At 45.7% G+C, this 19,182-nt stretch carries 19 protein-coding genes; 6 read left to right on the top strand and 13 right to left on the bottom strand.

Features of this window, described 5'->3' with window-relative positions:
- Window positions 1–161 precede the first annotated feature (161 nt).
- The 3 genes from ACZ5NB_RS09700 (at window position 162) to fabD (ending at window position 4,502) form a co-directional block, all read left to right on the top strand.
- Window positions 162–1,097, top strand: coding sequence for a LysR family transcriptional regulator (locus ACZ5NB_RS09700; protein ID WP_460234819.1), 936 nt, complete (start codon window positions 162–164; stop codon window positions 1,095–1,097).
- Window positions 1,098–1,285: 188 nt separating this feature from the next.
- Window positions 1,286–3,457 carry a malate synthase G gene (locus ACZ5NB_RS09695; protein ID WP_464107940.1) on the top strand — a complete coding sequence of 724 codons (2,172 nt, stop codon included), beginning with the start codon at window positions 1,286–1,288 and terminating at the stop codon, window positions 3,455–3,457.
- A 202-nt stretch (window positions 3,458–3,659) separates the two neighbouring features.
- Window positions 3,660–4,502: an ACP S-malonyltransferase gene (gene fabD / locus ACZ5NB_RS09690; RefSeq protein WP_460234821.1), complete on the top strand. Its 843-nt coding sequence runs from the start codon at window positions 3,660–3,662 to the stop codon at window positions 4,500–4,502.
- Window positions 4,503–4,632: 130 nt separating this feature from the next.
- Here the strand turns inward: fabD and ACZ5NB_RS09685 are convergent, their stop codons facing one another.
- The 8 genes from ACZ5NB_RS09685 to ACZ5NB_RS09650 all read right to left on the bottom strand — a co-directional run bounded on the left by ACZ5NB_RS09685 (window position 4,633) and on the right by ACZ5NB_RS09650 (window position 11,178).
- Window positions 4,633–5,139 (bottom strand): DUF7931 domain-containing protein, encoded by a 507-nt coding sequence (locus tag ACZ5NB_RS09685; RefSeq protein WP_460234822.1) that lies wholly within the window; start codon window positions 5,137–5,139, stop codon window positions 4,633–4,635.
- Window positions 5,140–5,166: 27 nt separating this feature from the next.
- The gene (locus ACZ5NB_RS09680) at window positions 5,167–5,607 is read right to left on the bottom strand and encodes a GNAT family N-acetyltransferase (protein ID WP_460234823.1); all 441 of its coding nucleotides are present in this window, start codon (window positions 5,605–5,607) and stop codon (window positions 5,167–5,169) included.
- 20 nt (window positions 5,608–5,627) lie between these two features.
- Window positions 5,628–6,734, bottom strand: coding sequence for a cupin domain-containing protein (locus tag ACZ5NB_RS09675; RefSeq protein WP_460234824.1), 1,107 nt, complete (start codon window positions 6,732–6,734; stop codon window positions 5,628–5,630).
- Window positions 6,735–6,740: 6 nt separating this feature from the next.
- Entirely contained in the window at window positions 6,741–8,108 is a 1,368-nt protein-coding gene (gene purB, locus ACZ5NB_RS09670; RefSeq protein ID WP_460234825.1) for an adenylosuccinate lyase, read from the bottom strand.
- 137 nt (window positions 8,109–8,245) lie between these two features.
- Window positions 8,246–8,890 (bottom strand): high frequency lysogenization protein HflD, encoded by a 645-nt coding sequence (gene hflD / locus ACZ5NB_RS09665; RefSeq protein ID WP_460234826.1) that lies wholly within the window; start codon window positions 8,888–8,890, stop codon window positions 8,246–8,248.
- 3 nt (window positions 8,891–8,893) lie between these two features.
- Window positions 8,894–10,024: a tRNA 2-thiouridine(34) synthase MnmA gene (mnmA, locus tag ACZ5NB_RS09660; RefSeq protein ID WP_460234827.1), complete on the bottom strand. Its 1,131-nt coding sequence runs from the start codon at window positions 10,022–10,024 to the stop codon at window positions 8,894–8,896.
- Between the two features lie 71 nt (window positions 10,025–10,095).
- On the bottom strand, window positions 10,096–10,542 hold the full coding sequence (locus ACZ5NB_RS09655; RefSeq protein ID WP_460234828.1) for an NUDIX hydrolase: 447 nt from the start codon (window positions 10,540–10,542) through the stop codon (window positions 10,096–10,098).
- A gap of 84 nt (window positions 10,543–10,626) precedes the next feature.
- Window positions 10,627–11,178 carry a pseudouridine synthase gene (locus ACZ5NB_RS09650; protein WP_460234829.1) on the bottom strand — a complete coding sequence of 184 codons (552 nt, stop codon included), beginning with the start codon at window positions 11,176–11,178 and terminating at the stop codon, window positions 10,627–10,629.
- A gap of 264 nt (window positions 11,179–11,442) precedes the next feature.
- On the opposite strand from ACZ5NB_RS09650, the gene icd reads away from it, so the two are divergent.
- On the top strand, window positions 11,443–12,693 hold the full coding sequence (icd, locus tag ACZ5NB_RS09645) for an NADP-dependent isocitrate dehydrogenase (protein ID WP_460234830.1): 1,251 nt from the start codon (window positions 11,443–11,445) through the stop codon (window positions 12,691–12,693).
- Between the two features lie 86 nt (window positions 12,694–12,779).
- Here icd and cspD read toward each other — a convergent pair whose 3' ends face one another.
- Complete coding sequence (cspD, locus tag ACZ5NB_RS09640) at window positions 12,780–13,073, bottom strand: cold shock domain-containing protein CspD (protein WP_460234831.1); 294 nt, start codon at window positions 13,071–13,073, stop codon at window positions 12,780–12,782.
- A gap of 300 nt (window positions 13,074–13,373) precedes the next feature.
- Here cspD and clpS point away from each other — a divergent pair, with 300 nt between their 5' ends.
- Window positions 13,374–13,754: an ATP-dependent Clp protease adapter ClpS gene (gene clpS / locus ACZ5NB_RS09635; protein ID WP_460234832.1), complete on the top strand. Its 381-nt coding sequence runs from the start codon at window positions 13,374–13,376 to the stop codon at window positions 13,752–13,754.
- A gap of 59 nt (window positions 13,755–13,813) precedes the next feature.
- Complete coding sequence (clpA, locus tag ACZ5NB_RS09630) at window positions 13,814–16,111, top strand: ATP-dependent Clp protease ATP-binding subunit ClpA (protein WP_460234833.1); 2,298 nt, start codon at window positions 13,814–13,816, stop codon at window positions 16,109–16,111.
- Window positions 16,112–16,230: 119 nt separating this feature from the next.
- On the opposite strand, the gene infA is transcribed toward clpA, so the two are convergent.
- From infA to trxB, 4 genes are all read right to left on the bottom strand, one after another.
- On the bottom strand, window positions 16,231–16,449 hold the full coding sequence (gene infA, locus ACZ5NB_RS09625) for a translation initiation factor IF-1 (RefSeq protein WP_460234834.1): 219 nt from the start codon (window positions 16,447–16,449) through the stop codon (window positions 16,231–16,233).
- Between the two features lie 140 nt (window positions 16,450–16,589).
- Window positions 16,590–17,297 (bottom strand): arginyltransferase, encoded by a 708-nt coding sequence (locus tag ACZ5NB_RS09620; RefSeq protein WP_460234835.1) that lies wholly within the window; start codon window positions 17,295–17,297, stop codon window positions 16,590–16,592.
- A 12-nt stretch (window positions 17,298–17,309) separates the two neighbouring features.
- Window positions 17,310–18,047 (bottom strand): leucyl/phenylalanyl-tRNA--protein transferase, encoded by a 738-nt coding sequence (gene aat, locus ACZ5NB_RS09615; protein WP_460234836.1) that lies wholly within the window; start codon window positions 18,045–18,047, stop codon window positions 17,310–17,312.
- A 21-nt stretch (window positions 18,048–18,068) separates the two neighbouring features.
- Window positions 18,069–19,013, bottom strand: a complete 945-nt coding sequence (gene trxB / locus ACZ5NB_RS09610; protein WP_460234837.1) for a thioredoxin-disulfide reductase — start codon at window positions 19,011–19,013, stop codon at window positions 18,069–18,071.
- Window positions 19,014–19,182: the final 169 nt, after the last annotated feature.

Raw genomic sequence — 19,182 nt, 5'->3', positions numbered from 1 at the left:
AACTATAGATGCAAGAGCGAAAAGCAAGAGCAAATTTTTGGTTGAGGGAGTCTATAAACTGTGCAATGATTTAGCTAATTTATAGTTTTTATCTTCGGTATTACATAGATGAATTAAATCAGTTTAGCTGATGCATTTGGCATGGGAGCCATATTTCGCTTATGAACATTAATCGAATCGATCTGAACCTCTTAGTTTATCTAGATGTGCTATTAAGAGAGCGCAATGTCACCAAGGCCGCCAATCAACTCGGTATCTCGCAACCCGCGATGAGCAATGGCCTGCGGCGTTTGCGACAACTATTTGATGACCCTCTGTTAGTGCGCACTAGCGAAGGCATGACGCCGACCGAAAGGGCTACTCAACTCGCGCCTTTGGTCCGCGATGTGTTGGTCGACATCGAAAAAGCAGTGCAACCCAAGTCAGCCTTCGAGCCATCTGAAAGCGATAGAGTATTTCGGATCATGGCAAGCGACTATACCGAGTCCACCCTTATTCCTCCCTTATTAAGAGAATTGCGCGAACAGGCACCAGGCGTCTGTTTGGACATCCTAACCCCCAGCGACGTGAGCTTCTTGGACGTGGAGCAGGGAAGAGTCGACATGGTGATTAACCGTTTCGATAGTATGCCGCAATCGTTCCACCAAACGACTGTATGGCAGGACAATTATTCGTGCTTAATGAGTACCGAAAACCCGATTCGAGACAACTTCACTCTGGATACCTATATAGATGCACAACACGTCTGGGTGAGTAAAACCGGTATGGGGGTTGGAGTAGGCATTAACCCCAAAGACGAGCAACGCCTGGGGTGGGTAGACGAAGTACTACGCAAACAAGGCAAAAAAAGGCAGATCTCTGTGTTCACGCGCCACTACCAAGCGGCCATGTTACTTGCCGAGCAGAAGGACTTGATTGTTACGGTACCGTCTAAACTCGCTGAGCTACAACGCAGCAACCCTCGCGTTGTCGTCGCACCGACACCGTTTGATATACCGTCGTTCGAGCTTAAAATGGCATGGAGTCCGCTGCTTCAACACAACCCAGCTCACCAATGGATGCGTCGCTTAGTCACCAGCGTCGGTAAAACTATCTGACTCTGTGCTGCCAAGCAGCCACATTCACAGGCTGGATAGCCAACATTAAAACTAACAGCTAGAGAAATAGTGCTGTAATCGCTACTATGCTCGGCCCATAATTCGGGCAGTCCGCCCATATTATCGACTTCAATTCAACGACCACACTCAACTCAACACAGTTGAATACAAAACAAGGTGCAACAGCTATGACTAATCGCGTGCAAATTGGTGGCTTACAAGTAGCAACCCAACTCGCAGACTTTGTAAATCAGGACGTCTTACCGAAAGTAGGTATTGCTTCTGATGACTTCTGGAGCAAATTCGAAGCGATTATCAATGATCTAACGCCAAAGAACACCGCCTTGTTGAAAAAGCGTGATGATATCCAAGCGCAAATCGACGCATGGCACAAAGCCAATAAAGGTAATCACGATCAAGCGGCCTATAAAGCTTTCTTGCAAGAAATCGGTTACTTAGTAGAAGAGGGCGGCGATTTTGAAGTCACTACACAAAACGTCGATAGCGAAATCGCAACCCAAGCAGGACCGCAGTTGGTTGTACCCGTAAAAAATGCTCGCTTCGCATTGAATGCGGCTAATGCGCGTTGGGGTAGTTTGTACGACGCACTCTACGGCACCGATGCCATTTCAGAAGAAGAAGGCGCTGAAAAAGCCGGCGGTTACAACCCTGTACGCGGTAATAAAGTTATCGCCTACGCGCGTGACTTTTTAAACAGTGCTTTCCCACTAGCGAAGGGTGATCACGTCAATGCAACACAATACGCCATCGTCAACGGCGCATTAGAAGTCACTCTAGAGGGCGGCGAAAAAGTGGGCTTAGCCAACACAGCACAATTGATTGGTTACCAAGGCGAAGCCTCAGCGCCAACCGCTGTTCTATTAAAAAACAACGGCCTTCACGTAGAAATTCAAATCGACGCTTCTTCTCCTATCGGTTCAACCGACAAAGCGGGCGTTAAAGATTTATTGGTCGAAGCAGCCGTTACCACCATTCAAGATTGTGAGGATTCTGTTGCGGCGGTTGATGCAGAAGATAAAGTTGAAGTTTATAAAAATTGGTTAGGTTTGATTAATGGCGACCTAGCCGAAACCTTCACCAAAGGTGGAGAGCAACTAACACGCACATTAAATGCTGATCGCGAATATACTGACCTCAATGGCAATACTTTAACTTTGCCTGGTCGTAGTTTGCTATTCGTTCGCAACGTCGGCCACTTAATGCGTAACGAAGCCATTATCGATAAAAACGGTGAAGAAATTTACGAAGGTATTATGGATGCGGTTATTACCAGCACCATTTCTTTGCTGGACGTGAAAAAGCTAAACAAGTTAAGCAATTCTCGCAGTGGCAGTGTTTACATCGTTAAGCCAAAAATGCACGGGCCAGAAGAAGTAGCCTTCGCGGGTGAGCTTTATGGTCGCGTTGAACAAGCGTTAGGTCTTGAAGAAAACACCATCAAGCTCGGCATCATGGATGAAGAGCGTCGCACTACAGTTAACTTAAAAGAATGTATCCGTGCTGCAAAAGAGCGTGTTGCATTTATTAATACAGGCTTTTTGGATCGTACCGGTGATGAAATTCACACCAGTATGGAAGCCGGCGTTATGTTGCCGAAAGCAGAAATGAAAGGCACCGCATGGATTAAAGCTTACGAAGATAACAATGTGGATATCGGTTTGGCTTGCGGCCTTCAAGGTAAAGCGCAAATCGGTAAAGGTATGTGGGCCATGCCAGATTTAATGGCGCGCATGATGGTTGAAAAAATCGGCCACCCCAATGCCGGTGCAAACACTGCGTGGGTTCCATCGCCAACCGCCGCAGCATTGCATGCGCTTCATTACCATCAAGTTGACGTGATTTCGAAGCAAGAAGAATTGAAATCGCGCCCGGCGGCATCTGTCGATGACATTCTAACCATTCCAGTAATGGACGATCCAAGCACTTTAACGGCAGAACAAATCAAGCACGAGCTCGACAACAACGCTCAGGGTATTCTTGGCTATGTTGTTCGCTGGATTGACCAAGGTGTTGGCTGCTCGAAAGTACCTGACATTAATAACGTCGGCTTGATGGAAGATCGCGCTACCTTACGTATTTCTAGTCAACATATTGCCAACTGGCTGCATCACGGTGTCTGCACCGAAGAACAGGTACGCGAAACCATGGAGCGTATGGCAGCTGTAGTGGACGAGCAAAATGCGGGTGACACTCAATATGAAGCAATGGCGCCTAATTTCGCAGACAGCGTCGCCTATCAAGCCGCATGTGAACTTGTTTTCGAAGGCACGAAACAACCTAACGGTTATACCGAGCCTCGCTTGCATGCACGACGTATCGAAAAGAAGGCGCAAGGCTAATTTCCGAGTTGGCAAGCTACAAAGAATCTCTATAAGCGGTTACAATCCGCTCAGAGAATCCGGTAGCACAGCCATTTTCATTACACAAAAGGGCTTCTCTAGTAGAAGCCCTTTTTCGTTGTGTTCACTTATCAACCATTTTGTCGCTTTATATAAATCACACAACACACCCAATCGGGCAATAAGTTAAAAGGTAAGCACTATGCGCGTATTCGTTTTTCCAGGCCAGGGGTCGCAATCAAAAGGAATGGGCGGAGAACTGTTTGATCAAATCGACGAGTTCAAAGCTATCGAAAGCCAAGCCGACGAATTACTCGGCTATTCCATTCGAGACTTGTGCTTAAACGATCCAGATGGCGTACTCAACGAAACGCAATTTACCCAACCGGCGCTTTATATTGTCAATGCACTGCATTATTACGACCAAATCAAACAGGGTGTGACGCCAGACTACGTAGCAGGGCACAGCTTGGGTGAATACAACGCATTGCTAGCGGGCGGCGCTTTTGATCTCTTAACCGGGTTAAAGCTGGTTCAGAAACGTGGGCACTTAATGTCACAAGCGAAAGACGGCGGCATGGCAGCCATTATCGGATTGGATGCGGACGCTATTCCGGGAATCCTCGCGGAGAACGGTTTGGATGGCATCGATGTCGCCAACTTCAATTCTCCTGCGCAAACAGTAATTTCTGGCCCGGTTGATCAACTTGAAAAAGGCCAACCACTATTTAAAGAAGCCGGTGCAAAATTGTACAAAGTGCTTCCTGTCAGTGCTGCATTCCACTCACGGTACATGCAGCCAGCCGCTGACGAGTTTGCTTCGTTTTTAAATGATGTAAGCTTCGGCGAATTAATCACACCGGTTATTGCCAACGTGACAGCCAAGCCATATGAACAAGCCGATATTGCCAAAAATCTTGTCACGCAAATTTCCGGTTCGGTTCAATGGACACAAAGCGTACGATATCTCAATGGATTGGGTGAAGCAGAATACATCGAAGTGGGGCCAGGTAAAGTACTGGCTAAACTGATTAAACAGATTTAGTTTTCCACAACGCAAAAAAAAGGGCTCATAACGAGCCCTTTTTATCACCTAGACATAAAGTACCTTGAAAGAAATAGCGTTGATACAAATAGCCTTGATACAAAAAGGCCCTAAGAAAAACAGTTTTAAACTAAATATGTAGCTCTCTAAATTCGGGAATTTCTTTCCCGTGTTGTTCCCACAAATAGATAAACTCTTCACGAATACTTTGTAATTCTGGCCCTGCGTTATAGTTCATAAAACCACTATGTACACCATCATCATGGAGGTAGAGTAGCAAATTACTATCTCCAATGATGTAGCATCTTTCATTATTTTCTGGTTCGTACTTTAGCTGGCGAACGCTTAACTTACTGGGTAAACGGCGATAGAGATTGCGAAGAACCGAATGTTGATCAACAAAGGTTCGGCTATCTTTGACTAGAATTTTTGCGGATGCGACGCGATCGCTACGCACAAATGCTGAAAGTCCATCGATGAATTCTTGGTCATCGAATAACGATTTATCTAAAGTATTTGAAAGCACATAAAGGTCGCGTCGCGCAGTTTGTAGCAACTTCAACAGATGCTTTCTGAAGGACGCCAAATCGTCCAGGAGCAATAAATTTTCATCGGTTTCCGAAACACGCTCAGCCATTGCCAATCTCACCTTGAAAAACTTTAATCAACGCATTGAATTCTCTCGCTTCATTGATATATGTTCTATGCCTGCTTCTTCGTACACATTGCCGTAGGCGACAAACCCCAACGATTCATAAAAATCTTGTGCGGTAATCTGCGAATGGAGAAACAGCGCGGGGTAGGCATGCTCTTCCGCATATTGAATAACGAAGCGCATTAATGCGTGCCCAATACCGAGCCGACGGAGATTTTCTAGCACCGCAACTCTTCCGACTTGCCCATCATACAGTAGCCGGGCGCAGCCAACCTGATTTAGATTGACATCTTGAACAATGAAGTGGATAGCATCTTGATCCAATCCGTCCCATTCTAATTCAAGAGGTACTTGTTGTTCTTGGACGAAGACCTTATCTCGAATATCACGAAGTGCTTCGCTATCCTCTTGCCAGCTTGCAAGTTGAATATTCCATCCGTTTTCATTCATGTTAAACGCCTAGCTTTTCACTAAACATTAGATAGCTGAATCAAATACTTCGACTGCAAATCCTCAAGCACATCGCGATCGACATCATTAAGGCCAAGCGTTTTAATTGCACCGGCATCACATAGCTGCTGTGCAAATCCGAGCGAAGTCGTCCAGGTTTCGCCATTGACAAATAGCAACGCGCTATCTTGGCTTTCTGAGTAAGCATATCGAGCACCTTCAACCTGAATAAATTCATCATCAGCCGAAAAAGTATCAATCGAATCATCCGCGGCTATGGGGTAGCGTGGCTGTGTCGCAAACTCACCAAACCACTGTTGTATATTGGCGTTATTGATTGCCGCCATCATCATCTGTTTAATGCCGTTTAACGTACCGCTCTCAATCAAACCTGGTTTATCGGTCGGCGCTAATTGGGGATCAACGTAATGTGAATCATCATTGATATTTTGCAATACGTAGTCGCAAAAGTGGCTGAGTAACTCACTGGTTTTGGGTGCGCGAAAACCCACGGAAAAATTCATGCTTTCACCTAGGGCAATTCCCCAGTGGGCAAGCCTCGGTGGCACGTAGAGCATATCGCCAGGCTCTAATACCCATTCGTGAGTTTGCTCGAAATTTTTCAAAATCGCGAGGTCGCAGTTGTCAATTAACTCAGAATCACCATCGCACCATTGACCCAATTTCCATGTCCGGCGCCCATAGGTTTGAATAAGAAAAACATCGTAATAGTCGAAATGCGGTCCGACGCTGCCTTGATCACTCGCGTAACTGACCATAATATCGTCCAAGCGCCAATTGGGCATAAAACGAAATTCGTTTAGTAGCTGATTAACCTCTGGGTCTAGAGCATCAACACCTTGCACCAGCAGTGTCCAGTGACTCGATGGTAATGAACTAAAACGGTTTTCATCGAGCGGACCGTGTTCTAACTGCCAGGTGTTGGTATTGGTGTCTTCAATGATTAATCGCGACTCAAGCGCGTGCTCAAGCGATAAGCCGGCGAGTTCATCAGGGGAAACAGGGGATTGGTATTGCGGAAAAGCTTGGCGAACTAGCAGTGGCTTTTTTTGCCAGTAGTCTGACAAAAATTCTGCAATAGTTATGTCGCCAAGCTGCGTGAGCATTAGGGTTTAGATGTCGTTCGCTTGTTGAATCGCGTTGCCGATGTAATTACTCGGTGTCAGTTTACGCATTGCGTCTTTCGCTTCTTCTGGTACATCCAGCTGATTAACAAATTCATTGAGCACGTCTGCATTCACCGTTTGACCGCGGGTTAATGCTTTCAGTTTTTCGTAGGGCTTATCTACACCGTATCGACGCATAATAGTTTGAATTGGTTCTGCTAATACTTCCCATGCATTGTCGAGATCTTCATCAAGACGCGCGGCATTCAATTCTAATTTGCCCAAACCTTTCAAGGTAGATGCGTAGGCAATCTCACTGTAACCAAAACCAACGCCCATGTTACGTAAGACAGTGGAGTCGGTAAGATCGCGCTGCCAGCGTGAAACCGGTAATTTTTGTGAGAGGTGTGTAAATAGCGCGTTGGCTAAACCTAAGTTGCCTTCGGAGTTTTCGAAATCAATGGGGTTTACTTTATGCGGCATAGTCGACGAGCCAACTTCGCCTTCTTTTAATTTCTGTTTGAAATAACCCAGTGAGATGTAACCCCAAATATCGCGATCAAAATCGATCAAAATGGTATTGAAACGAGCGACGGCATCGAACAACTCAGCAATATAATCATGAGGCTCAATTTGAGTAGTGTAGGGATTCCAGGCCAACCCGAGGCTTTCAACAAATTCTTTCGCATTGGTTTGCCAATCGATTTCAGGGTAAGCGCTTAAATGCGCGTTGTAGTTACCGACAGCACCATTAATTTTGCCTAATAGCTCGATGGCTGAAACTTGTTTAATCTGTCGTTCTAAGCGCGCAACAACATTAGCCAACTCTTTACCCACCGTCGTAGGAGAGGCTGTTTGTCCGTGGGTACGAGACAACATAGGTTGTGAAGCAAATTGGGTTGCTAAGCCCTTAATCGCATCAACAATGGCTTTCATTTGCGGCAAGAGCACCTTGTCGCGACCGTCACGCAACATTAACGCGTGTGAAAGGTTGTTAATATCTTCACTGGTGCAGGCAAAATGCACGTACTCAGTGGCCGCAGCCAATTCTTGATTGTCGGAAAACTGTTCTTTAATGAAATACTCAATCGCTTTCACATCGTGATTGGTCGTACTCTCAATCTCTTTTACACGACACGCACCCTGTAGATTGAAGTTACTGACAATAGAATCAAGCAGAGCATTAGTATTATCGGAAAATGGCTTTACTTCGCTGATCTGAGGGTGATTCGCTAAGCATTGCAACCAGCGCACCTCAACTTCAACACGCTTATGCATTAGGCCAAACTCGCTGAAAATAGGGCGGTAGGCGGATGTTTTGCTGGCATAACGTCCATCGATAGGGGAAACGGCGGTCAGTGCTGATAGTTCCATAATGCTTGAATGCTTTCTCTTGTTGGGCTCTATGACGAGCCTGTTGATGTCTAGTGTAGGGTCCAGAGCGCTGATCGGCCTAGGACTTTGGGGTGCGGATAATACCAAAACGAAGTGATTTTTGCTCGCTATTTAGGCTAGTGCGAGGTGATTAATGCTTCTGATTTAAGCGCTCCAGCGGCAGCTAAAAACTTTTTACGCTGTGTCAGCAGGTGCCATCGCTTACCACCGACCTGCCGGAAAAGGATAGTTGCGCGTATAGCGCCAAAGAGAAGTGTTCGTATCTGGGCAGCAACACGATCCTGTTGGAGATATGTCGGGTTACCTTGCACATGTATTCTGTAGCGGAATGTGCTTAGCGTATCACTGTAGAGGTCTGCCAAATTGGCTACTACATTATCGTGGGTAGGCTCAAAGTGAGCGGCTTGGGTTTGAATCTGCTGCAGTCGGCTATGAATAATCTGCAGGACGTCGGGCTTTTTCATTAATTTGGATTGGAGATGAAATACGCCAAACAAGTATTTAATGACTTGCTGAGATTCAGTGTCCGGTAGTTTTTCGAGGCACTGTTCTACGGTTTCAAAACCCGTAGTCAGTTTAGATAACCCTCCAAAAGTAGCGAGTGTCGATGATGGGTTCATTTCCAGCAAGCTATTGATGACTGTTTCAAATACCTGCTTATCAAGGTAACCCGTACGAGCTAACTTATCCACTAATGTACAGGCCTGTAATATACCGGCTAATGCAATGGTCGGATCGCGCCATCGAAGAATATCAGACATGTTTTATCCTTCTCCGTTATGGCCAGCTTCGATAATTGCACCACCTAGACAAACGTCACCATCATAAAAAACAATCGACTGACCAGGAGTGACCGCTCTTTGCGCTTCCTTAAAACGAACTAACAACTTATCACCTTGTGCCTCAACATGACACTCTTGATCCTCTTGTCGATATCGGATCTTGGCTTTTATCGGTGTATTGCCTGACAAAATTACATCGGCGTTTTCTAGCGGGTTTACCCATGTCGGTTGACTGGCAATTAAATGAGTCTTGAACAAGCGGACGTGATTTTTGCCTTGAGCAACGATCAACCGATTTGCGTCTAAATCTTTGTCTACAACGAACCAAGGTGCCTCACCGGCACCTCGAACGCCACCGATACCCAGACCTTGTCGTTGCCCAATAGTATGATACATCAGGCCGCTATGCTCTCCAATGATGTCACCTTCTACGGTGATTATTTTGCCGGGCTGTGCGGGCAAATAGCGTTCCAAAAAATCTTTAAATTTTCGCTCGCCAATAAAACAAATACCGGTACTGTCTTTTTTGTCTTTGGTCACTAACCCTTGCTCTGTCGCAATCGAGCGCACTTCTGGCTTGGTTAGCTCTCCAACCGGAAATAAAGAGTACTTCAATGCCTCGCCTTGCACGGCATGCAAGAAATACGATTGATCCTTGTTCGCGTCTAAACCTTTGCAAAGCAGGGCGTTCTCACCATCATCTACTTTTCGCACGTAATGGCCTGTTGCTATCAAATCACCACCTAGTGATTGAGCATGCTCGAGGAAAGCCTTAAATTTTATTTCTCGGTTACACAGTATATCGGGGTTTGGCGTTCGGCCTGCTTTATATTCATTTAAAAAGTGTTCAAATACATTATCCCAATAGGTACTTGCAAAATTAATCGTGTGGAGCTCAATGCCTAAGTGTTGTGATACCTGTAATGCGTCTAATAAATCTTCTTTTGCAGTACAGTACTCAGTCCCATCATCGTCGTTCCAGTTTTTCATAAAAAGCCCTTCAACTTGATAGCCTTGTTGAAGTAGCAGATAGGCAGTGACGGACGAATCAACACCGCCTGACATACCAACAATAACTTTGGTATCGCTATTTTTTGTTGAGGGTTTAGACATGCTGTTGATGATCAGTACCTTGGATTAATAATCTAAATTTTCGTTGCTATATTCTGTTGAAAGGTTTGTGCTTATTTTAAATCTAACATTTCTAGAGGGTATCGTTTGCCTGATTGATAAGCGTTAATAGCAGCGCCTACCAAGTGGCTTCGCCACTGCGTTCTAACACTATGTATTTCGTCGAGGGTTAGCCAAACGGCTGATTCAATATCTGAATCGATAATGTAGTCTGGATTAAAATGACGCGCTTCAGCGACAAAGTTAGTTCTTAAATAAGTAATCCCATTGATGGGTGCCGTAAAAAGTTGCTGGCCAAGTACGGCGGTGGGGGCTACATCCCAGCCTGTTTCTTCTAATGTTTCTCTTATTGCCGCTTCAACAAGTGTTTCGCCTTGGTCTAGATGACCCGCGGGCTGATTATATACCAGGTCACCATTCTCATTTTTTTCAATTACCATTAAAAACTTATCGTTCTCAGCGACCAGCGTCGCTACGGTTACGTGGGGGTACCAAGCCATACTTAAATCTCAGTAATGCGGTAAACAAGCCAATAGGCAAAAAATCGTCGAAAAGCAGCACGCGCATGATACCACGAACAGGTCTTATTGCCCTAAGTGGACGCGCTCCTCCGAGTGTTCACCTGGCTGCAAGTTTCCTATTTTCCAGGGACCAATTGCTACCCTAACTAAACGAAGTGTAGGGAAGCCCACAGCAGCGGTCATTCGTCTAACTTGACGGTTTTTCCCTTCAGTTATGGTTAATTCTAACCATTGTGTCGGGACCGCAACACGAAAGCGAACAGGCGGATCTCGTTCCCATAATGGCGGGGGTTCAATGAGCTTTACCTTGGCTGGGCGAGTCTTCCCATCTTTTAGGTCTACGCCTTTCTCCAGCCGTCTAAGGCTCTCATTATCTGGTTTTCCTTCCACCTGCACCCAGTAGGTCTTAGGCAGTTTATGTTTTGGGTTTGCTATGCGGTGCTGAAGTTTGCCATCATCGGTAAGCAACAATAAGCCCTCCGAATCTTTATCGAGCCTGCCAGCTGGATACACGTTCCGTACCGTTATAAATGGCGCCAACGTTAACGAGTCATCCTTTGCCGTAAACTGGGTAAGAACGCCATAAGGTTTGTTAAATAAAATTAATCGAGACATTTTTATATTTTGAGCTATGCTCAATTCTGGTGCAAACAATTATTTCCTATGTCGTACGTAAACAACGTTTACCATCGGGTTTTGAATACTAACTTGGCTACCCACACACACAGGAGCTAAGCGATTGATTTGTATTAATGAAGTGCATACTCAAAGAACCATTTCAGTGTTACAATTCTGGCCCGTTCGTAAAACGAATTTCACTTTGGTTCTCAGGAACCATGCCTTCCTCTTTAATCTGTAACAAATGTGACGGAGAAAGTAATGGGGTATAAACATATCCAAATCCCTGCTGGTGACAAAATCACCGTAAACGAAGACCACTCACTTAGCGTACCGAACAATCCTGTTATCACCTATATCGAAGGTGATGGGATCGGCTCAGATATTACACCTGCGATGCTCAAAGTAACTGATGCTGCTGTTCAAAAAGCATACGGCGGCGAAAAATCTATCGCATGGATGGAAGTATTTTGCGGTGAGAAAGCTGCAGATAAATACGATGGCGACTGGTTCCCGGAAGAAACATTGGACGCGATTAAAGAGTATGTCGTAGGTATTAAAGGCCCTCTAACAACACCTGTGGGTGGCGGCTTCCGTTCACTTAACGTAGCGCTTCGCCAAGAAATGGATTTGTATGTCTGTCAGCGTCCTGTACGTTGGTTCACCGGTGTACCATCACCTGTAAAAGAACCAGGTAAAGTTGATATGGTGATCTTCCGTGAGAACTCAGAAGACATTTACGCTGGTGTCGAATGGCAAGCTGATACCCCAGAAGCCGACAAAGTTATCAAATTCCTTACCGAGGAAATGGGCGTAACTAAGATTCGATTCCCTGAGCATTGCGGCATTGGTGTAAAACCCGTATCCAAAGAAGGTACTCAGCGTCTTGTTCGCAAATCAATTCAATACGCGATCGACCAAGATTTGCCCTCTGTAACGCTAGTACATAAAGGCAATATCATGAAGTTCACCGAGGGTGGCTTCCGTGATTGGGGATATGAATTGGCTAAAACGGAATTCGGTGGCCAGGAAATCGATGGTGGACCGTGGCAAACGATCAAAAACCCGAAAACCGGCAAAGAGATCATCATCAAAGATGTTATTGCTGATGCCATGTTGCAACAAATTCTGCTTCGACCAGACGAATACAGCGTTATCGCAACGCTAAACCTCAATGGTGATTATTTATCTGACGCACTTGCTGCTCAAGTCGGCGGTATTGGTATCGCTCCAGGAGCAAATATCTCAGACACCGTTGCACTCTTTGAAGCAACTCACGGTACGGCGCCAAAATATACCGGTCAAGATAAAGTGAACCCAGGCTCGCTAATCTTGTCATCCGAAATGATGCTACGCCACCTCGGCTGGAACGAGGCGGCGGACCTAATCATCAAAGGCGTGGAAGGGGCGATTGGTGCAAAAACCGTAACCTATGACTTCGAACGTCTCATGGACGGAGCGACCTTGTTAAGCTGCTCGAAGTTCGGTGACGCTATTATTGATCACATGTAGTCAATAGTTCGCACACAAAAAAGGCCCGCAACTCAATCGGTTACGGGCCTTTTTTAATGTCTATTATTATCCGCTAGCAGAACATGCTAGCTATAAGCTTCAAGTTTACTGCTAGCGTTATCGGATGGCGAAGCCTCCTGATCGGCGCTTGTTGACGCCGCCCCCTGGTTGCTCGCACCAGGTACGTTAATATTAGTGGCATGAAGCCCTTTGTCCCCTTGAACGATCTCAAATGTCACCGCTTGCCCAGCCTTGAGGGTGCGATAACCATCCATGATGATCGACGAGTAATGCACGAAAAGGTCTTCAGAGCCTTCATCAGGCAAAATAAACCCATAGCCTTTCGCGTTGTTAAACCATTTTACAGTACCGGTAGGCATAGCTTGGATCCTTCTTAATTGTCCACGTTAGCTTTTGAGTAGCTGTCGATGCAGACTGCTTATTATTGTCGTTAGGATGTTTTGTTATTTGATTGTTATTATATAAAACCGCTGATTTATAACTTATGTTTATCAAAGTGTGATGTTTGTAGCAAAAATCAGCAGTACGAAAGTTGAACACCCTTGTAGCCGACCAAATATCATATGTCAAGTCGAAAAGGGCATGTGTTCACAAAAAGCAATGAGGTAAACTGGTGTTATTAGAGCACGCAGCCTCCATCATTTTTGTAATGAGTAACTATGAGTAAACAGCCTTTTCTTGGACTAAGATTAAGTAAAGATAACGCGCCAAGTTTGCCTGATTATGACGGTGATTTAGCCGTCCAGGAAGAAAAACCCAAACTCAAACGGCCACCGTTGTATAAAGTCGTTATGCTCAATGACGATTACACGCCAATGGAATTTGTGGTCGAAGTATTGGAAACATTTTTTTCCATGGGTAGAGAGCAGGCGACACGCACTATGTTACAAGTGCATACCCATGGAAAAGCGGTTTGCGGCGTTTTCACGAGAGACATTGCTGAAACTAAAGCAGCTCAAGTGAATCAATATGCGAGGGAGAACCAACATCCTTTGTTATGTGAGATTGAAGCATCTGATGACGACGATGCTGAAAATTAGCCTACACTTAAGTTGTACAGGGTTGTAAAACATGGGTTCGTATTAAGAGGTTGTAAAACATGTTAAGTAAGGATTTAGAAGTTACCTTAAACCTCGCATTTAAAGGTGCGCGATCCAAGCGTCACGAATTTATGACAGTCGAGCATTTGTTGCTCGCTTTGATCGATAATGAATCAGCGGCCAACGTATTAAGAGCGTGCGGTGCGGATTTATCCAACTTGCGAAACGACTTAGTTGAGTTTGTCGACTCAACCACACCACTTATTCCCGAAAATGACACAGAAAGAGAAACTCAGCCGACGCTTGGTTTCCAGCGAGTGTTACAGCGCGCTGTATTTCATGTCCAGTCTTCGGGCAAAAACGAAGTGACAGGTGCCAATGTACTGGTAGCCATATTTAGCGAGCAAGAAAGCCAAGCTGTGTACTACCTGAAGCAACAAAGCATTGCTCGTATTGACGTTGTCAATTTCATAACACACGGCATCTCGAAGGTGGCAGGGCATTCCAATAGCAGCAGCGACTCCGGTTCACACGAACAACATGAGGATGAAGGTTTACAAACCGGTGAAAGCAGTTCGCAAAACCCGTTAGAAGCTTACGCGACTAATCTAAATGAACAAGCAATGGAAGGGCGCATTGATCCACTTGTTGGACGCGCTCATGAGATCGAACGCGTTTGCCAAATTCTGTCACGTCGCCGAAAAAACAACCCTTTACTCGTCGGTGAAGCCGGTGTTGGTAAAACTGCAATAGCAGAGGGTTTGGCTAAACGTATTGTAGAAGGTGATGTACCGGAAGTCCTCACGAGTTCGGTTGTATACTCTCTCGACTTAGGTTCTTTGCTAGCCGGTACAAAGTATCGCGGCGATTTTGAAAAACGATTTAAAGGCCTGCTAGCTCAACTACGTAAAGAAGAACACGCGGTGTTGTTCATCGATGAGATCCACACCATTATTGGTGCAGGTGCAGCCTCAGGCGGCGTAATGGATGCATCAAACTTATTAAAACCACTGCTTACGAGTGGTGAGCTTCGATGTATTGGTTCTACGACGTTCCAGGAATATCGCGGTATTTTTGAGAAAGACCGCGCGCTCTCTCGACGCTTCCAAAAAGTTGATGTTAATGAGCCAACCGCTGATGAAGCATATCAAATATTAAAAGGTCTCAAATCGCGATTTGAATCGCATCATAACCTTCGCTACAGTGATTCTGCGTTGCGTGCCGCAGCGGATTTATCTTCGCGTTACATAAATGATCGTTTCCTCCCGGATAAAGCAATTGATGTCATTGATGAAGCCGGTGCTTATCAACAACTTCAAGCGAAAAGCAAACGCAAAAAGTTAATTGGCGTTGCTGACGTCGAACAGGTTGTTGCAAAAATTGCTCAAATCCCGCCGAAAAATGTATCGTCTTCTGACAAAGAATTATTGGGCAAATTAGATTCCAGTTTACGGATGACAGTGTTCGGACAGGAGAAAGCCATCAGCGATATCAGCTCCGCTATCAAATTATCGCGAGCGGGGCTTGGCAATCTCGATAAGCCCATCGGGTCCTTTTTGTTTGCCGGCCCAACCGGTGTTGGCAAAACTGAATTGTGTAAACAACTCGCGAAAGCCATGGGCGTAGAATTAATACGTTTCGATATGTCTGAATATATGGAGCGACACACTGTCTCTCGCCTTATTGGTGCGCCTCCCGGCTATGTTGGTTTTGACCAGGGTGGATTGTTAACAGAACAAGTAACTCAACATCCTCACAGTGTCGTCTTACTCGATGAAATCGAAAAAGCGCATCCGGAGGTGTTTAATATTTTGCTACAAGTGATGGATCACGGCACGCTAACCGACAACAATGGACGCAAAGCTGACTTTAGAAATGTTGTCCTGATCATGACAACCAATGCTGGCGCTGAAGCATTAAGCAAGCGCTCGATGGGTTTCACTGAACAAGATAACTCTACCGATGGTATGGAGGCGATTAATAAAATGTTCACGCCTGAGTTTAGAAATCGACTCGATTCTATAATTCAGTTTGGTGCCTTGTCTCAGGATGTGATTAAAACCGTCGTCGACAAATTTATTGTTGAGCTTCAGTCGCAACTCGACGATAAGCGCGTGCAACTCACACTTGATGAAGAGGCTAGAAACTGGCTAGCAACCAACGGTTACGACGAGAAAATGGGTGCACGACCGATGGCCCGTTTAATCCAAGAGACCCTTAAGAAGCCACTCGCTGAAGCCGTTTTATTTGGCGATTTGACTCACGGTGGCGAGGTATTTGTCACAGTCAAAGACGATAAACTGAGCCTCAAACAGGTACCAGCAAAAAAACGCTCTGAAGAAAGTGCCAGCGTATAGCACAAAAGTTGTACAACCGCTGCTAAACAGACAAAACCAAAAGCCACGTTTTTACGTGGCTTTTTTGTTGGACAGTTTGAATATCGTGTTGCTTTGTGACAGGTAGGGTAGGAGCAGGATTAACGCGCGCGGTAAGTAATACGCCCTTTGCTTAGGTCGTATGGTGTCATTTCTACTTTAACTTTATCCCCAGTCAAAATACGAATATAGTTTTTGCGCATTTTGCCAGATATATGTGCCGTGACTACGTGGCCGTTTTCAAGCTTTACTCGAAATGTAGTGTTAGGAAGGGTATCAATTACTTCACCTTCCAGTTCAATATTGTCTTCTTTCGCCATAAATCCTCATTACATCAAACTGTCATATATAGCCCGCCACGGAGGCGCACTAAGAAAGCGGTGAATTTTGCCTGAAATAGCGCTCGGAGCCAAGGTTAATGGTTAAAAAAGGGCAAGGGGAGGGGAATATATACACGAAACTACTTGAGGAGCAGCCATTTATTCTCGATTAGCAACTCTAAAGGGCGATACTGAGACTTGTAGTTCATCTTGTCGCTTTCTTTTATCCAGTACCCCAAGTAAAGATAATCCATTTTTTCGCGCTGTGCGTATCCTACCTGCCACAAGATCGCGAAGGTGCCCAAGCTACGTTTACTAAGGTCTGGGTCGAAAAATGTGTACATAGCGCTCAGACCGTTGGGTAACTTATCGCTCACCATGACACCGACGATTCGGCCATCCAGCTTCATCTCAAAATAGCGTGTGACGCCCCATTCACTGGATAAGAATGAATCAAATTGTTCTTTACTGGCCGGGTACATATCGCCATCGCAGTGACGCTCATTGATATAGCGTTCATACAGGGCGAAGTGCCCAGCAGTATCAATACTGGCAATTTCCTCTACGATAATATCGCTATTTGCTTTAATGCATCGTTTGTGACGGCGGCTGGGTTTAAAATCGTTTACAGGTACTCTGGCTGCTATACAGGCCGAGCACTGCGCACAATGAGGGCGATATACATGAGGTCCACTTCGTCTAAACCCATGCTTTGAAAGCTGTTCATAGAGGTTTGCGTCTATACGTTGATTAGGGTCGACGAAGATGGTGGATGCATCCTGATCATCCAAATAGCTGCAACTGTGCGGTGGAGTCGCAAAGAACCGCAATGTTGTTAGATCTGTCATAGTCCGTTGTGGTTACGTAGTAGTTAACAGGTGTGTGTCCACGTGCCAGCGCGACGATTGGGACATCATAGGATCAGCGGAGCGGGTTTTCATAGCGAGTGTTTGGCAAAATTCCGCTCTCGGAACATTATAAGCGCCAAGGGATTGTAGATGCTCGGTTTCCACCTGACAGTCAATGAGATCAAACCCCCAATGATGAAGGTGACGACATAGCGTGATAAAGCCAAGTTTGGACGCGTTCGAGGCACGGGTAAACATGGATTCACCAAAAAATACTCCGTTCAGAGCAACGCCATAAAGCCCACCCACTAAACGAGTGCCATCCCAAACTTCGACCGAATGAGCAAAGCCTTCCCGGTGGAGAGCGCAATAAGCTTGCTTCATGTCCGATGTGATCCATGTTCCCGAAAGGTCCCCAGCGCCGGTATTCCGAGGTTGTGAGCACGCATTGATCACATCTTCAAACACCGTATCAAAAGTTACTTCAAATGCTGTTTTTCTGATAAGTTTTCGCATTGATTTGCTAACACGAACCTCATTTGGACGTAACACCAAACGCGGATCAGGTGACCACCAAAGAATCGGTTGGCCATCTTCAAACCAGGGAAAAATACCTAACTGATAGGCGCTTAAAAGCCATTGAGAAGTGAGCGCTCCGCCTGCAGCTAACAGCCCGTTTGGGTCTTTGAGCGCGAGATCGACAGACGGAAACGCAATTTGGCTTGGCTCAAGCCAGATAATATCAGCCACTGAGCGGAAACTCGGGGCTAGTTATTCGTCTAGGAACTTTTCTGCATCCAGAGCAGCCATACAGCCGGCGCCAGCCGAAGTGATTGCTTGACGATAAATATGGTCGGCGACGTCGCCCGCTGCGAAAACACCTGGCACACTTGTTTGAGTCGCCATGCCGTCAAAACCACCTTTGATTTTCAGGTAGCCGTTTTCCATGTCGAGCTGGTCGGCAAAAATGTCTGTGTTAGGCTTGTGTCCAATGGCGACAAAAACACCTTGCAGCTCTAATTCTTTAGTTTCGCCAGTTTGCGCATGTTTCAATCGCACGCCTGTTACGCCCGCATCGTCACCTAACACTTCATCTAAGACATGATTCCACTCCATTGTTACGTTGCCAGACTCAGCTTTAGCAAGCAGGCGATCTTGGAGTATCTTTTCTGAGCGAAGGGCATCACGGCGATGCACAACGATGACTTCTTTGGCAATGTTTGAGAGATATAGCGCCTCTTCGACAGCTGTGTTACCGCCACCAATCACTGCAACGGTTTGATCTCGATAAAAGAAACCATCACAAGTTGCACAGGCGCTAACGCCACGCCCCTGAAATGCTTCTTCTGAAGGTAGGCCCAGGTATTGAGCAGAGGCGCCTGTTGCAATGATGAGAGCATCACAGGTATAGGTATTAGTGCCTTTTAAGGTAAATGGACGCTTCGATAGGTCACACTCATGAATATGGTCAAAAACAATCTCGGTATCAAAACGCTCAGCATGCTGCTGCATCTGAACCATTAGATCCGGACCCTGTAAATCGGGAACACCGCCTGGCCAGTTCTCAACTTCAGTGGTGGTTGTTAGCTGACCACCTTGCTGCATGCCTGTGATAACAACCGGTGCGAGGTTAGCGCGTGCTGCATAAACCGCAGCAGTGTACCCGGCAGGGCCGGAACCTAGAATGACTAGACGATGATGCTTTACTTCGCTCATTGGCCTATCCTGTCTCTTTATATGTGTGGATTCATGAAAAATTTGCGTTATTAGACACTAAGAAGCAACTAACGGCTAATTGTTAGGCCTAATTAGCACAATAGATTTGATTAATCCAAATCTTAAAATTGATAGCACTCGATTAATTTTTAACCGTCAGGATGCTCTT

This window comes from Aurantivibrio plasticivorans (assembly GCF_055392955.1).
The sequence above is the reverse complement of the archived record's forward strand: the minus strand, read 5'-3'. Positions and strand labels throughout refer to the sequence as shown.

Coding starts and splice junctions, on each gene's coding strand:
- purB (WP_460234825.1), bottom strand. CDS start 8,108: ATGGAACTATCAGCACTGACCGCCGTTTCCCCTATCGATGGACGTTAT.
- ACZ5NB_RS09685 (WP_460234822.1), bottom strand. CDS start 5,139: ATGGCTGAGCGTGTTTCGGAAACCGATGAAAATTTATTGCTCCTGGAC.
- ACZ5NB_RS09620 (WP_460234835.1), bottom strand. CDS start 17,297: ATGACAGATCTAACAACATTGCGGTTCTTTGCGACTCCACCGCACAGT.
- ACZ5NB_RS09675 (WP_460234824.1), bottom strand. CDS start 6,734: ATGCTCACGCAGCTTGGCGACATAACTATTGCAGAATTTTTGTCAGAC.
- icd (WP_460234830.1), top strand. CDS start 11,443: ATGGGGTATAAACATATCCAAATCCCTGCTGGTGACAAAATCACCGTA.
- cspD (WP_460234831.1), bottom strand. CDS start 13,073: ATGCCTACCGGTACTGTAAAATGGTTTAACAACGCGAAAGGCTATGGG.
- hflD (WP_460234826.1), bottom strand. CDS start 8,890: ATGTCTGATATTCTTCGATGGCGCGATCCGACCATTGCATTAGCCGGT.
- mnmA (WP_460234827.1), bottom strand. CDS start 10,024: ATGTCTAAACCCTCAACAAAAAATAGCGATACCAAAGTTATTGTTGGT.
- fabD (WP_460234821.1), top strand. CDS start 3,660: ATGCGCGTATTCGTTTTTCCAGGCCAGGGGTCGCAATCAAAAGGAATG.
- infA (WP_460234834.1), bottom strand. CDS start 16,449: ATGGCGAAAGAAGACAATATTGAACTGGAAGGTGAAGTAATTGATACC.
- trxB (WP_460234837.1), bottom strand. CDS start 19,013: ATGAGCGAAGTAAAGCATCATCGTCTAGTCATTCTAGGTTCCGGCCCT.
- ACZ5NB_RS09700 (WP_460234819.1), top strand. CDS start 162: ATGAACATTAATCGAATCGATCTGAACCTCTTAGTTTATCTAGATGTG.
- clpA (WP_460234833.1), top strand. CDS start 13,814: ATGTTAAGTAAGGATTTAGAAGTTACCTTAAACCTCGCATTTAAAGGT.
- ACZ5NB_RS09680 (WP_460234823.1), bottom strand. CDS start 5,607: ATGAATGAAAACGGATGGAATATTCAACTTGCAAGCTGGCAAGAGGAT.
- ACZ5NB_RS09655 (WP_460234828.1), bottom strand. CDS start 10,542: ATGGCTTGGTACCCCCACGTAACCGTAGCGACGCTGGTCGCTGAGAAC.
- ACZ5NB_RS09695 (WP_464107940.1), top strand. CDS start 1,286: ATGACTAATCGCGTGCAAATTGGTGGCTTACAAGTAGCAACCCAACTC.
- clpS (WP_460234832.1), top strand. CDS start 13,374: ATGAGTAAACAGCCTTTTCTTGGACTAAGATTAAGTAAAGATAACGCG.
- ACZ5NB_RS09650 (WP_460234829.1), bottom strand. CDS start 11,178: ATGTCTCGATTAATTTTATTTAACAAACCTTATGGCGTTCTTACCCAG.